The organism is Massilia sp. Root351 (assembly GCF_001425045.1).
In the GTDB taxonomy this organism is placed as follows: domain Bacteria; phylum Pseudomonadota; class Gammaproteobacteria; order Burkholderiales; family Burkholderiaceae_D; genus Rugamonas.
Genome location: NZ_LMDJ01000006.1, coordinates 98,387 through 112,938 on the forward strand (window position 1 = coordinate 98,387; position 14,552 = coordinate 112,938).

11 protein-coding genes are annotated in these 14,552 nt (G+C 67.5%); 9 read left to right on the top strand and 2 right to left on the bottom strand.

Annotated elements, in window-relative coordinates:
• The first annotated feature begins 49 nt into the window (after nt 1–49).
• From ASD15_RS10775 to ASD15_RS10815, 9 genes are all read left to right on the top strand, one after another.
• Nucleotides 50–1,075: a LacI family DNA-binding transcriptional regulator gene (locus tag ASD15_RS10775; RefSeq protein ID WP_057154853.1), complete on the top strand. Its 1,026-nt coding sequence runs from the start codon at nt 50–52 to the stop codon at nt 1,073–1,075.
• The gene (locus ASD15_RS10780; RefSeq protein WP_057154854.1) at nt 1,072–2,361 is read left to right on the top strand and encodes an extracellular solute-binding protein; all 1,290 of its coding nucleotides are present in this window, start codon (nt 1,072–1,074) and stop codon (nt 2,359–2,361) included. Before ASD15_RS10775 ends, ASD15_RS10780 begins: the two co-directional genes overlap by 4 nt.
• Nucleotides 2,358–3,410, top strand: a complete 1,053-nt coding sequence (locus tag ASD15_RS10785; protein ID WP_057154855.1) for a carbohydrate ABC transporter permease — start codon at nt 2,358–2,360, stop codon at nt 3,408–3,410. Before ASD15_RS10780 ends, ASD15_RS10785 begins: the two co-directional genes overlap by 4 nt.
• The gene (locus ASD15_RS10790) at nt 3,407–4,306 is read left to right on the top strand and encodes a carbohydrate ABC transporter permease (RefSeq protein ID WP_057154856.1); all 900 of its coding nucleotides are present in this window, start codon (nt 3,407–3,409) and stop codon (nt 4,304–4,306) included. Before ASD15_RS10785 ends, ASD15_RS10790 begins: the two co-directional genes overlap by 4 nt.
• 13 nt (nt 4,307–4,319) lie before the next feature.
• Nucleotides 4,320–5,297, top strand: coding sequence for a family 43 glycosylhydrolase (locus tag ASD15_RS10795; RefSeq protein ID WP_057154857.1), 978 nt, complete (start codon nt 4,320–4,322; stop codon nt 5,295–5,297).
• Nucleotides 5,298–5,343: 46 nt separating this feature from the next.
• Nucleotides 5,344–7,647 (top strand): GH32 C-terminal domain-containing protein, encoded by a 2,304-nt coding sequence (locus ASD15_RS10800; RefSeq protein WP_162249892.1) that lies wholly within the window; start codon nt 5,344–5,346, stop codon nt 7,645–7,647.
• A gap of 1 nt (nt 7,648) precedes the next feature.
• Nucleotides 7,649–8,767, top strand: a complete 1,119-nt coding sequence (locus ASD15_RS10805) for an ABC transporter ATP-binding protein (protein ID WP_082551746.1) — start codon at nt 7,649–7,651, stop codon at nt 8,765–8,767.
• A complete protein-coding gene (locus tag ASD15_RS10810) occupies nt 8,764–9,702 on the top strand; it encodes a carbohydrate kinase (RefSeq protein WP_057154859.1) in 939 nt (312 codons plus the stop codon). The genes ASD15_RS10805 and ASD15_RS10810 overlap by 4 nt, the downstream gene beginning before the upstream one ends.
• 88 nt (nt 9,703–9,790) lie before the next feature.
• Nucleotides 9,791–12,646, top strand: coding sequence for a TonB-dependent receptor (locus ASD15_RS10815; RefSeq protein ID WP_057154860.1), 2,856 nt, complete (start codon nt 9,791–9,793; stop codon nt 12,644–12,646).
• A gap of 22 nt (nt 12,647–12,668) precedes the next feature.
• Here the strand turns inward: ASD15_RS10815 and ASD15_RS10820 are convergent, their stop codons facing one another.
• Nucleotides 12,669–13,397, bottom strand: coding sequence for a LytTR family DNA-binding domain-containing protein (locus ASD15_RS10820; RefSeq protein ID WP_057154861.1), 729 nt, complete (start codon nt 13,395–13,397; stop codon nt 12,669–12,671).
• Nucleotides 13,385–14,539, bottom strand: a complete 1,155-nt coding sequence (locus ASD15_RS10825; RefSeq protein WP_057154862.1) for a sensor histidine kinase — start codon at nt 14,537–14,539, stop codon at nt 13,385–13,387. Before ASD15_RS10825 ends, ASD15_RS10820 begins: the two co-directional genes overlap by 13 nt.
• Between the last annotated feature and the right edge of the window lie 13 nt (nt 14,540–14,552).

Here is a 14,552-nt window from a genome sequence, read left to right on the forward strand (position 1 = left end):
TTTGCGGTTCGACGGCGCCAAATCAAAAAACAGCAACAGAGGAGACGGTGTGGCAACGATTCATGATGTCGCCGAAAAGGCGGGCGTTTCTATCAAAACGGTGTCGCGTGTACTGAATGGCGGCACCGAGGTGTCCGAAAAGACCCGCAGCCGCATTGAGCAGGCCATGCGGGCGCTGGAGTTCACGCCTTCGGCCGCAGCCCGCATGCTGCGCGGACGGCCTACCGGCCTCGTTGCCGTGATTGCCGAACAGCTGACCACCACGCCCGATTCCACCGAGATCATCAAAGGGATACAGCAAGTCTGCGAGCAGATGGGCAAAGTGCTGCTGATCGGGGAAACCGGCGGCCACGCCGATGTGGCGGACCGGTTGGTGGCCGACCTGCGCGAGCGCCGTGTCGAGGCGATTCTGTTTGCCACGCCGTTCCACCGCCAGGTTGAGCTGGCGCTGCCGCTGGGGGGCACGCCCGCCGCGCTGGCCAACTGCTTCGAGGCGGCCGGGCGCTATATGCAGGTGGTGCCGGACGACGAGAGCGGGGGCTACGCCGCCGCGCAAATCGTGCTGCAGGCCGGCCACCGCAAGGTCGCCTTTCTGCAACTGATACCAGGCATGGTGGCAACCGGGCTGCGGCTGCGCGGCTTCCACCAGGCGATGCGCGAGCATGGCGTCAAGCCGAATGCCGAATGGCTGATCCACGGCGCCGAAGCCGATGACGCCAATGAGTTCGCGCATCTGTCCGGCGCGGTCGAGCGCCTGTTCGCCAGCGCGGAACGGCCAACGGCCATCCTGTGCGGTAACGACAAAATGGCCATGCGCGTCATTTTCATCCTGCAGCGGCGCGGCCTGCGCGTGCCGGCCGATGTCTCCATCGTCGGCTTCGATGATTTCCGGCTGATTTCGGAAGCGCTCGACCCGGGCCTGACCACGGTGGCCCTGCCATACCGCGAGATCGGCGAACTGACCGGACGTTACGTGCTGGACCCGGGCGCCCAGCCGGCCGGCACGGTGCGGGTGCCTTGCCTGCCGGTGATGCGCGGCACGGTAGCGGCGCCGCCGGCCAAGGAGCGGCCATGAAGCGTGCTCTGAGCGTGTCGCTGGCCGCGCTGGCCGTACTGGCCGCGCCCGGGCCCGGCTTGGCGGCGCCGGTGGAAATCAAACTTTGGCGCCATGACACCGGCGACCTGGAAATGGCGGCGGGCCGGGCTGCAGTCGAGCGCTTCAACCGCTCGCAGCCGCGCTGGAAGGTCGTGGTCGAAGCGATCCCGCAGGGCTCGTACACGGAATCCATCACGGCCGCCTCGATGGTAGGCCAGCTGCCCTGCATCATCGCGCTGGACCAGCCCACCGTCCCCAATTTCGCCTGGGCCGGCCACGTGCGCCCGCTCGACGCGCTGCTGCCAGCAGATGCCGTGGCCCGGCTGCTCGAGGGCGGGCGCGGCACGTACAAAGGACAGCTGTACAGTGTCGGCCAGCTGGACGTGGTGCTGGTCTTGTTCGCGCGCCGCTCGCAGTTGGCCGCCCTGGGCATGCGCGCCGCGACGATGCAGCAGCCGTACACGGCGGCGGAGTTCCACGGCCTGCTGGCGCAGGCCAGGCGCAGCGGCCGTTTCCGCTTTCCGCTGGACCTGAACGCCCGCTTCACCGGCGAATGGTACAGCTACGCGTTCTCGCCCTGGCTGCAAAGCGCCGGCGCCGACCTGATCGACCGGACCGGCTACGTGCGCGTTGACGGTGTACTCAACAGCGACGCGGCGGTTGGCGTCGGCCGCTATTATGGCCGCCTGTTCAAGGACAAACTCGCCGAGCGCAATCCCGCCGACGACAAGGCGTTCGAACAGGGCCGCGTGCTGTTCCACTACACCGGCTCGTGGAAAGCGCGGCAGTACAGCGAGCGCTTCGGCGGCGACCTGCTGGTGATGCCGCCGCCCGACTTCGGCCACGGCCCCAAGATCGGCGCGGCCTCCTGGCAATGGGGCATCACGCGCAGCTGCAAGCAGGCGGAGGGTGCGGCGGCTTTTCTCACGCATCTGATCTCGCCGCAGGAAATCGCCGCCGCCTCGCGCACCACCGGCCTGGTGCCGGTCAGCGCCGAGGGCGCGGCGCTGACGGAGCACTACCGGCCCGACGGCGACTGGCGCCTGTACTTCGAATTTGCCAGGCGCTATGCCGTGGCGCGCCCGGCCAGCCCGGCCTATCCGGCGCTGTCCTCGGCCTTCGAGAAGGCCATGGCCGACATCCGCAGCGGCAAGGATGCCGCCGAGGCGCTGGACCAGGCGGTCGATGCGATGGAACACAATATCTCGCGCAACAACGGTTACGGCTACAGCCTGGCGGCGCGCAAATCCGGAGGTGGCTTATGAAACGCAAACTTGGCCAGGACAGCCCGGTCGCGGTGGCGCTGTTCGCCTCGCCGGCGCTGCTGCTGTTCCTGCTGTTTGTCGCGCTGCCGATGCTGTTCGCCGCCGCCGCCACGCTGACCAACCACCGCCTGATGTCGCCCGAGCCGACGCAGTACGTCGGTCTCGACAACTACCGCCGCCTGCTGGCGCTGGAACTGGTGGCGGTCGCGCCGCTGGAACCCGGCCCCGGCGGGGAAGTGCGCTATCCGACCTGGCGCCAGATCCGCAAGCAGCATCCCGGCCTGGCGGGCTACCGTGACGCTTTCCATCTTGATGCCGGCGGCAGGCGCATCGTGCTGGCCGCCACCGATCCGCTGTTCTATCGTTCGCTGGTCAACACCTTCCTGTTTGCCGTGCTGGTGCTCCCGTTGCAGTGCGGTGCGGCGCTCGGGCTGGCGCTGCTGGTGAACCAGAAGATCCGGGGCCGCATCTTTTTCCGCACCGTCTATTTTGCGCCGGTCGTCACATCCATGGTGGTGGCGTCCATCGTGTGGGCCTTCATGCTCAACACCGACCGCGGCATGCTCAACGAACTGCTGCGCGGCCTGCTGAACGACCCCAACGCCGGGCCCGACTGGCTGGGCGACAGCCGCTACGCCTTGCCCGCCATCGCGCTGATGTCGGCCTGGCAGGGCGCGGGTTTCCAGATGCTGGTGTTCCTGGCCGGACTGCAGTCGATCTCGCCCGAACTGTACGAGGCGGCCACGCTGATGGGCGCCAATGCCTGGCAGCGCTTCGTGCACGTCACATTGCCGGGGCTGCGCAACACCATCATCTTCGTGCTGGTGTCGACCACGCTGCTCGCCTTCGGCCTGTTCACCCAGGTCGATGTGATGACATCCGGCGGCCCGCTCGATTCGACGTCGACGGTGGTGTACCACGCCGTGCGCAGCGGCTTCAAGGAGCAGGACATCGGCTACGGCTCGACCATCACGCTGGTGTTCTTTGTCATCGTTCTGGCGCTGTCGGCGCTGCAGCGGATGCTGGTATCGAAAGGAGAGGGCAAATGAATCCGGTATTGCTTACTCAAGCCTGGCGCAAAGGCCTGCGCGACGCTGTGCTGTTCCTCGGCATGAGCGCGGTCGGTATCGTGTTCATCGCACCGCTGCTGTTCATGTTCATCTCGTCGTTCAAGAATGACGACGCGATCTTCGCCAACCTGAATAGCTGGTCCGCCTACCTGCCGTCGGCAGATTGGTCGATGCACAATTACAGCGCCGTGTTCGAAAAGAGCGACCTGCCGCGCTTCCTGCGCAACTCCGCGCTGATCGCCGCGCTGGTCGTCGTTGGCGGCATCCTGGTCAACAGCATGCTGGCTTTCTCGATCGCGCGCATGCGCTGGCGCGGCCGCCAACTGGCGTTGGCGCTGGTGGTGGCGATGGTGATCGTGCCTTTCGAGGTGATCGCGATTCCGTTGCTGTCGCTGGTGGCGCGCCTGCCGTGGCCGGGCTTCGAGCACGGACAACTGGTGCTGCACACCGGCTGGTTCAACAGCATCCACGTGCAGGTGATCCCGTTCCTGGCCAACGCCTTCTGCGTCTTCCTGTTCTACCAGTTCTTCCGCGACATCCCGCGCGAGCTGGACGAAGCCGCCAAGATGGACGGTGCCGGACCGTGGACCATTTACGCGCGGATCATCATGCCCAACAGCGGCCCGGTGATCGCCACTGCCGCTATCGTGCTGTTCATCTCGGCGTGGAACCAGTACCTGTGGCCGATCATGGTGATCCAGGGCGAGGCGTTCCGGCCGGTGCAGCCAGGCATACAGCAATTCTTCGGACGCACCAATTCGTGGGGCCAGATCATGGCCTACGCATCGGTGATTACTCTCCCCGTGCTCGCGGTGTTCCTGGCCTTCCAGCGGCAGTTCGTCGCCTCGGTGGCAGGCGCCGGCGTCAAGGGCTAACTTTGGAAGCATCATGACATTACAAATCAGCGACAAATATATCTGGGACTTCTGGCACTTCGAGGAAGAGGGCGAGCAGCACCTGTTCTTCCTGCAGGCCGACCGCGCCATCGGCAATCCGGACCTGCGGCACTGGAACGTGTCGATCGGCCACGCGGTGTCGCCGGACCTGCGCAGCTGGACGCCGCTGGGTACCGCTTTCGGTCCGCAGGCCGGCCCCGCATGGGACGACTACACCACCTGGACCGGCTCCGTCATCAAGGCCGAGGGCCGTTATCACCTGTTCTACACCGGCACCTGCCGCGCCGAGAACGGCCTGCGCCAGCGCATCGGCCACGCCGTGGCGGACAGCATCGACGGCCCGTGGCAGCGCGTCGGCAGCGGCCTGGCGCTGGACCTGGACCAGCGCTGGTACGAGGAATATGAGGAAGGGCGCTGGCACGACCGGGCGCTGCGCGATCCCTGGGTGCTGGCCGAGAAAATCGACGGCCTGTATCACATGTTCTACACCGCGCGCCGCAACGATGGGCCGCTATACGAACGCGGCGTGATCGGCCACGCCGTCTCGGCCGACCTGATCCGGTGGGAAGCTGCCGCGCCGGTGTATGCGGGCGGCCATTACGGCCAGCTTGAGGTGCCGCAGGTGTTCGAGCGCGATGGCCGCTGGTACTGCGTATTCTGCAATATCGCCGCGCACTGGTCGCCGGCAATGCGCGCGCAGCACCAGGGCGGCGTATCGGGCACCCACTACCTGGTGGCCGACCATCCGCTCGGGCCATGGCAGCCGGCGCCGGGTTTCCTCGACGGCGACGCGCCGTGCCGCCGCTACGCCGGCAAGATCCTGCGCGACCCTGTCACCGGCGGGGACTGTTTGATGGCGTTCGAGGACACCGGGCCCGACGGCCGGTTCGCTGGCCGCATCTGTGACCCGCTTCCGTTGCGGCTGGAGGCCGGCCTGTACGCCGTCGACGATATTTTGGCCGAGAAATGACAACGATAGACATCGTCCGATAATGAAAACAGACGGAGGAGACACGATGAATCACAAGCACCGATGGCGCCTTGTTGCGGCCTTGCTGCTGGCGGCCTGCCCAGGCTCCGGCCTGGCCGGCGCGCCGCAGCTGGCGTACTGGAGCCTGGACGAGCAAGGCGGCAAGCGGGCCATGGAGTCCGTGTCCGGACGGTACGATCCGGTCAACTATGTGTTTAACCGCGCGCGCTTCAAGCCCGATTCCGCGCCGCTGTGGCGCACGGCGGGCAGCTGCATCCACGGCGGCTGCCTGCTGTTCGACGGCTATTCGACCGACATTGCCGCACCAGCACTGGCCCCGGCCCAGCTGGCGCAAGGCTTCACGCTCGGCGCCTGGGTTGCGCCGCACGCGTTTGAATGGGGCGATGGCGGCCACTACTCGGCCTTCCTGAGCCAGTTCGATGCGCATGCACGGCAGGGCTTCTCGTTCGGCATGCAGCGCTTCGGCGCCTGGGGCATCAAGCTCGGGTTCGGCAGTGCGATCATGGATGTGCGTGTCCGGGACCGCAAGCTGCCGCGCGACACCTGGTCGCACGTGGCGGCCAGTTACGATCCCGCCCGGCGCCGCGTGGCATTGTTCCTCAACGGCGAGCAGGTAGCCGATGCCGCCGCACCGGGGGAAGGCGAGTTTGGCCTGCCGCAGCAGCCGCTGACGATAGGCCGGCATTCGCAGCCGGAACAGGTGGGCGGCGTGTTCAAGCTGAACACATTCCTCGGCCTGATGGATGAAGTGAGGATCGCCGCCGGCCCTTCGGACGCCGCCGCCGTCGCCAGCGGCGTCAAGGCCGACCTGGCCCGGCACGGCGGCAAGGCGCCGCAGCCATCGCTGGCGGACATGCGCGTTCCGCGGTCCGTGTTCGAGGGCGACCGCCATCGTCCGCGCTACCACCTGATGCCGGACGCGGGCTGGATGAACGAACCGCATGCGCCGCTCTATTACGGCGGGCAGTACCACCTGTTCTTCCAGAAAAACCCCTTCGGCCCTTTCTGGCACCAGATCCACTGGGGACACTGGACCAGTCCGGACATGGTGCATTGGCGCGAGCTGCCAATTGCGCTGGCGCCCGAGGATGACGGCCTGGCGACCGACGGCGTCTGGTCCGGCAGCGCCACGTACGCGGCGGACGGCTCGCCGGTGCTGTTCTTCACTGCCGGGAACGACAGCGCCAAGCCGAACCAGCGCACCGGCATGGCCACGCCGAGCGATCTGCGCGACCCGGACCTGGCACGCTGGAACAAATATCCGGTGCCGGTCACGCTGCAGGCGCCAGGACAGGGGCGGCACGGCGAATTTCGCGATCCCTTCGTGTTCCGCGACCCCGCGCGCCAGAGCTGGTTCCAGCTGGTGGGCTCGTCGCTGCCCGGCGGCAGTGGCACTGCGCTTGTTTATGAGTCGGCCGATTTGCGCAGCTGGACGCCGCGCGGCCCGCTGTTCTCCATCGACGCCAAGCGCTTCCCCGGCTTCGACGCAACCTGGGAGCTGCCGGTGCTGCTGCCGGTCGGTAAAGGCAGGGATGGACGCGAGCGCCACGTTTTCCTGAACGACGTGCGCGGCCAGGCCTATTACTGGACCGGCGTGTTCGATGCGAAAAACGCGCGCTTCACGCCGGATCTGGAGCAGCCGCGTACCTTCGATGTGGGCCAGGGCCATTTTTCGGGCCCGAGCGGCTTCGTCGATCCGAAGACCGGGCGCAGCATCGTGTTCTCCATCGCCCAGGGCGAGCGCACGCTGCAGGATGAATGGGACGCCGGCTGGGCGCACAACGGCGGCCTGCCGGTTACGTTGTCGCTGGGCGCCGACGGCGAACTGCGGATTGCGCCGATCAGCGAGCTGGCCGCCCTGCGCCGCCGGCAGTTGCTCGACTTGCGCAACGCCAGTGTGGCCGAGGCCGCCGCCGCACTTGCGGCCATCCGCGGCGATGCGCTGGAAGTCGAGCTTGAGCTGGCGCCGTCCTCCGAGGCGGGCAAGCGCGGCATGAGCCTGCGGGTGGCGCCGGGCCGCGCCGAAGCGACCGAGCTGTACCTGGACACCGCGCGCGGCCGGCTGGAGATCGACCGCACGCGCAGCGCGAGCGGGCAGGCGTACGGCATCCAGGGCGGGGCGCTGGATCTGCAGGACGAAGCGCTGCGCATGCGGATATTTCTCGACCGGTCGATGGTCGAGGCGTATGTCAACGAACGCAAGAGCCTGACCAGCCGGATTTATCCGGCGCGCGCGGACGCCGACGGACTGGAACTGCTGGCCGCAGCCGGCGACCGCGTCGTTGTGCTCAAGGTCTGGGCCATGGGCCCAGCGGAAAAAGGAAACTGAGATGGCATCCATAGCATTGCAGGGCGTCGGCAAGACGTACCCTGGCAAAGAGGCGCACTATATTTTGCGCGACGTCGGCTTCACCATCGGAGACGGCGAGTTCGTGGTCCTGGTCGGACCGTCCGGCTGCGGCAAGTCGACGCTGCTGCGCATGATTGCCGGGCTCGAGGAGATCAGCGCGGGCGAGATCAGCATCGCCGGCCAGTGCGTCAACCAGACGCCGCCAGCCAGGCGCGGCCTGGCCATGGTGTTCCAGAGTTACGCCTTGTATGCGCATATGACGGTGTTCGACAATATCGCCTTCGGCTTGAAGCTGGCGCGCGTTCCCAAGGCGGAGATCAAAGCCTCGGTGCAGGCGGTGGCAAAGATGCTGCAAATGGAGCATCTGCTCGAGCGCCGGCCGCCGCAGCTGTCGGGCGGGCAGCGGCAGCGGGTGGCCATCGGCCGCGCCATCGTGCGCAAGCCGCGCGCCTTCCTGTTTGACGAGCCGCTCTCCAACCTGGACGCCGCATTGCGCGCCGACATGCGGGTGGAAATCGCGCGGCTGCACCGCCAGCTAGGCGCCACCATGGTCTACGTCACGCACGACCAGGTTGAAGCCATGACGCTGGCGGACCGCATCGTGGTGCTGGGGCCGGCGGGTGTGCAGCAGATCGGCGCGCCCATGCACCTGTACGACCGGCCGGCCAACGTGTTCGTGGCCGGCTTTATCGGCAGCCCCAAGATGAACCTGGCGCCCGGCACGCTGGACCCGGCGGGCCGCTTGTGGCTGGGGAACGCCGCGCTGGCATGGCAGGCGCCGGCCGGCGCGCCGGCACAGCTGACCATCGGCATTCGTCCCGAGCATCTGCAGCCCGATCCGGACGGTGTCATCGACGGGCAAGTGCTGCTGGTCGAGCGGCTCGGTGCGGAGTCGTATGTGCACCTGGCGGTCGCTGGGCTGGACAAGCCGCTGATGGTGGTTGTGCAGGACCTGCCGCCGGCCGCTGGGGCGCGCTGGCGCGTCAGTCCGGTGATCGGGCGGCTCCATGTGTTCGACCAGGACGGGCGCCGCATCGAGGCGGGCGCGCCGGCAACCAATGCAGCCGCCGATGCGGCGGGCTTACCGGAGGTAGCATGATTATCGTGTGCGGAGAAGCACTGTTCGACCTGTTCAACGACGGCGACACGGCCGGCGGCTACGCGCTGTCGGCGCGTGTCGGCGGTTCGCCGTTCAACCTGGTGATCGGCCTGGCGCGGCTGGGCCTGCGTCCGATGTTCTTCGGCGGCCTGTCGGCCGATATGTTCGGCCGCAAGCTGGCCAGCACGCTGGAGAGTGAAGGCGTCGATCTGTCCTGCGCCCCGAGACCGCCCGCGTCAACCGCCCTGGTCACCATCGATCTGGACCAGGCGGGGGTGCCAAGTTATGCGCTGTACGGCACGGCGACGGCCGAACGGGCGGTGGCGCTGTCCGACCTGGCGCGGGTGCCGGCCGATGCCGCCGCCATCCACGTCGGATCGTACTGCATGGTGGTCGAGCCGGTCTGCAGCGCCTTGCGGGCACTGGTCTCGCAGCGGCATGGGCGCAGCCTGATTGCCTTCGATCCCAACGTGCGCCTGACGATACAGCCCGAGCGAGAGGCCTGGACCCGGGCGGTGGCGTGGATGCTGCCGCGCACCGATCTGCTGAAGATCAGCGACGAGGATTTGCATCTTCTCTATCCGGAACTGGCGCCGCAAGAATTCATCGCCATTGCGTTGCGGGCCGGCGTGGCGCTGGTGGTGGTCACGCGCGGCGGCCGCGGCGTGCTGGCGGCGACGGCGGCGCTGGCGCCGTTCGAACTGCCGGCGCCGCAGGTCGAGGTGGCCGATACGGTGGGCGCCGGCGATACCTTTCAGGCTGCGCTGCTGTCCCATCTGTCACGGCATGGCTTGCTCACGCGCGCCGCGCTGCAAGGCATGGATGCGGCGCAGTTGCGGGCCGCGCTCACTTTCGCCGGTTCGGCGGCGGCCATCACCTGTTCCCGGCGCGGCGCGGACATGCCGCGCCTGAAGGAGGTGCTGATCGGCGAATGAATCACCGTAGCTGGCATGACAACGTTGGACAACACGAAAATCGCCGGGCCGTCCCAAGCGGCCTGATAATCATAAAAGGAGACGCAGCATGAACTATTCGATCACCCGCTACATCAGCCGCTCTGCGGCACTGGCCATCTGCCTGGCGCCGGCGCTGGTGTTTGCGCAGCAGCAGGGCAGCGCCGGCACGGCGTCGCCTGCCGCCCCTGCCGCCGCGCAGGCGCCCGCCGACGGGGCCGGCGCCGATCCATCCACGGTGGTCATCGTCACCGGGGTGACCAAGACCACCACCAAGAAGAACGCCACCTTCTCGATCAATACGCTGGGCAGCGAAGAAATCCAGCGCCTGGCGCCCATGAGCACGGCCGACCTGCTGGCCAACTTCCCGGGCATCTACTCCGAGGGCAGCAGCGCCGGCGAGGCCAGCAACAACATCACCGTGCGCGGCCTGCCCGTTACCGGCGGCTTCCGCTATGCGCCGCAGCTGGTGGACGGCCTGCCGGCCTACGAGGAACCCGAGGCGCCGTTCATGAACAATGACGTCTTCGTGCGCGACGACCTGATGACCGAGAGCGTGGAAGTGGTGAAGGGCGGCCCGGGCGGCATCCTGTATTCGAACGGCCTGGGCGCCACCGTCAACCATGTGACGCGCACCGGCGGCGACCGCCTGGCCGGCGGCTACAAGGCGGAATACGCGGACTACGGCTTTCTGCGCCAGGACGCCTTCATTTCCGGCCCGCTCGGCGCCAACCTGACCGGGGCCGTGGGGGGCTTCTACCGCCGCAGCGACGGCGTGCGCGACACCGGCTACACCGCCGACCGCGGCGGCCAGGTGCGGGGCAACCTGGTCTACACCAGCGACGACCGCAAGACCACCGCCCGCGTCGACGCGCTGCTGATCAACGACCGCACCGCCTTCTTCCAGAACCTGCCGATCTCGGTGCCGCGCTTCAGCAACCCGGGCACGCCGGCCAACCCGACCAAAATCGACCAGGACACGATACAGCCGCTGGGCATCGATTTCGCGCATGGCACCACCGCCTCGCCGTACAACCGCCGGTTCAACATGCTGGGCGAGTACGGCACCCGCACCATCGACCAGGCCGACGGCATCCATCCGAACTTCAAGATGTTCACCTTGAGCGGCTCGCAGGAGTTCGCGGACGGCTGGAAGCTGTCGGCAGGGCTGCGCCATACCGCCGGCAGCAGCGGCTTCAACGCCGTCTTCACCGGCAATGACACGGCAAGCGCCACCAATTTCCTCAACGCCCGCTTCCAGAACGACGTGATCTCGCCGGCGCACGGCGCCGCGCTGGGCTGCAACCTGAACAACGCCAAGTTGATCGGTTACTTCAACGTCCCAGCCGGCAACGCCTGCGCCGCGTTCGCCAACATCAGCCGCGAGGACTTCGTCAAGAAATACGCCAAGGCGGCCGGCGTGGCGGGGCGCTACCTGAACGACGGTTCCGCCGTGCCGGGCTCGGTCAACTTGAACTTCCAGGTGCCCTTCATTGCCGACGTGGATGCCGCCAGCACCTCGCTCGACCTGAAAACGCAGAAGTCGTTTGAGCTCAAGGGCTCGCACGACGTGACCTTCGGCCTCTACAAGAGCCGCTACAGCTATGCGCCCAACTTCCAGGCCGGCCTGCTGGTCACCGACGTGACGGCGCAGTCGCGGCCGGTGGACCTGGTCGTGGTCGATGCGCAGGGCCGGCAGGTGGGCCCCAGCTTGACTTCCGGCAGCGCGATCCTGCCAGGCTGGTTCGGTTTCGTCAGCCAGATCCACGGCGACGGCAACGCGGCCTACCTGCTCGACCACTGGGAAACCATGGGCAACAGGCTGAAAATGGACGTCGGCGTGCGCTGGCAGGACTTGAAGGCCGGGGTATCGCGGCGCGACCGCAACGTCAGCACCGACCTGACGCCGTCCAGCGTGGTGGCCGGCTCCACCCAGGACACCACGGCCGACAACGAAATCAGCCTGCCGGGCGATCCGCATACGCTCAACAAGACCTACCATGGCCTGGGCTGGTCGGTGGGCGCCAACTACAGCTTCAGCAAGGCGTTCGCCGTGTACGGACTGGCGTCGAAGTCGTTCCGCCTGCCCAGCCTGCAGGACTTGAATGACCTGAGCACCGCCGCAGCCACGGTGGTCAACGGCAAGACCGTGGAGATCGATGCGGTCGAGAGCATCCGGCAATACGAGATGGGCCTGCGTTACCTGACGCGCGGCTTCGGCGCCTCGGTGGCTGCGTTCTACAACAACTTCTCGCCGCGCAGCTCAGTCAATATCTACCGCGACATCGCCTCGGCCAGCTGTGCAACGCAGGGCGGTGTGACCCAGATCAACTCCTGCCCCGAGGTGGCGCAGCTGTACAAGCGCGGCGTGCGCAACATCGGCGCCGAGGTGGAGCTGAGCTGGCGCCCGGCTGCGGTCGATGGCCTGGAGCTGAAGGGCAACGTGGTGCTGCAGCAGCCCAAGGTCACCGGCGCCACCTACACCATCACCCAGGAGGACAAGAACGCGCAGGGCGTGATCAGCGGCTACCACTATGTGCAGATCAGCGAAGACGGCCGCCGTCCGCGCCGCCTGCCGAAAGTGATGGTCAACTTCATGCCTTCGTACGACCTGAAGCCGCTGACCGACATTCCACTGAGCCTGTATGCGCAGGTCCAGTACTACGGCTCGCGCTTTTCGGAGGCGACCGACAGCAACGTGACGCTGTATCCGGCCTACCACATCGTCAACGCCGGCGCGCAGTACCAGCTGAGCGAGCGCTGGAAGGCACATCTGCACGTGGCCAACCTGACCAACCAGCTCTCTTTCACCGAAGGCGATCCGCTGTTCAACGACCTGCTGTCGCCGGACGGCACGCGCAACCGGGGTGTGGCCCGGCCGCTGTTCGGCCGTACCATCCGCTTCAGCATGACGTATATGTTCTGACGCCCTGCGGCGCCAGCGCGCCTTATTCCGAGGCGGCGAGGCGTGCCAGCAGGGCAGGGCGGTACTGGCGGCTGAGGGGCGCGCGGGTGCCGCCTTGCAGCAGCAGTTCGCCGTCGCCCTTGTCATCCACTTCGATGGCGGCGACGCCGGCCAGGCGCACGGCGGCGCGGCGGTGGCAGCGCTGGAAGGCGGGGCCGAGCTTGTCCAGCAGTCCCGCCAAGGTCTGGCGCAGCAGCGGGGCGCCGGCGGACGTGTGCAGGATAACGTAGTTGTCGGCGGTTTCGATCCAGGCGATATCGTCCACCTTGACGATGCGCGTGGCGCCGCGCTCGGGGATCAGTAGCTGGCGTACCGGCAGCACCGGCAGCACCGGCAGCACCGGCACGCCGCGCTGGCCGGCGAGGCGGTCGCGCAGGCGCTGCAGGGCGCGCTGCAGGCGGGGCTGGTCGTAGGGCTTGAGCAGGTAGTCGATGGCGTTGGCGTCGAAAGCGCGCACCGCGTACTCGTCATAGGCGGTGACAAACACCAGCAGCGGGGCGGGCTCGGGCAGCGAGGCGGCCACGTCGAAGCCGCCCACTTCGGGCATCCGGATGTCGAGGAAGATGGCGTCCGGCGCGAACACGGCGCCCCGTTCCAGTGCCTCCACGCCGTCGCGCGCTTCGTCGATGGCGGTGATGTCCGCTTCCTGCGCCAGCAGGCAGCGCAGCTTGTCGCGCGCCGGGCGTTCGTCGTCGACGATCAGCACCCGCATGGCAGCCTCACTTCGGCGCGCACGCCCGCAGGTGCCAGTTGCACCAGCCGCAGCGAACCCGCACCGCCATGCAGCACCGCCAGCCGCTCGCGCAGATTGCGCAGCCCGATCCCTTCGCCCGCAGCCGCGCCGCTGTTCGCGTGGTTGCCGCCGCTGCCGTTTCTGCCGGGTGCGCGGCCATCTGCGGCAGGCATGGCACTGTCGCCGGCCGCATGGCGCAGGATGCCGTTGTCGTCGTCGATGCGCAGCACCAGCTCGGCGCCGTCGCGCCGGGCGCTGATGGCGACGGCGGTAGGCTGGCGGCGCTGTTCGACAGTGTGCTTGAACACGTTCTCCAGCAGCGGTTGCATGCTCATCAGCGGCACCTGGCAGCCCAGCAGCGATTCGTCGATATCCCAGCCGATGCGCACCCGGTCCTCGAAGCGCGCGCTCATCAGCTGTGCATAGCCGCGCAGCAGGCGCAGTTCGGTGGCCAGCGGCGCCTGCTGCTGGCCCGAGTGGTCCAGCGTGGCGCGCAGCACGTCGGCCAGCTGCATCAGGGTGGCGTCGGCGCGCGCCACGTCGGTGTGCATCAGCGACGAAATGGTATTGAGCGCATTGAACAGGAAATGCGGCTGCATCTGCTGCGTGAGCTGCTGCAATTGCGCCTGCCGCAGCAGGGTGTGCGCTTGCGCCGCCCGTACGCGCTCCTCCAGCAGCGCGCGATAGGACAGCAGGCCGAACTGGATCAGCACGAACAAGCCGAAGAACACGGTGATCTTCACGTCCTCGTACACGAACACCTGCGGCCATGCCTCGTGCGTATAGCGGTCGCCAGCCAGCGCGTATACGCCGTGGCGGATGCCGAAGGCCAGCGGCACGAAGCAAAGCCAGTACACCGGCGCCCACAGCAATTGCACGCCGAACCAGCGCAGCGGAGTGCCCAGCAGGTGGTCGTAGCGCCGCGTATGCAGGCGCTGCGCCAGCATCAGCAGGGTGGCCACCAGCGCCGACGACAGTTCCCACAGCATCGGCTTCCAGACGGCCCGCTCGCCGTCGCGCAGCGCGTCCTGCACGGCGGTCAGCACCATCATGCTCCAGAACAGCAGCCAGGCGGCGCACAGGGCGTAGGCGGCGCGGCGGTTGTGTGTACGGGTGTGCATACGGGCCGGTGGG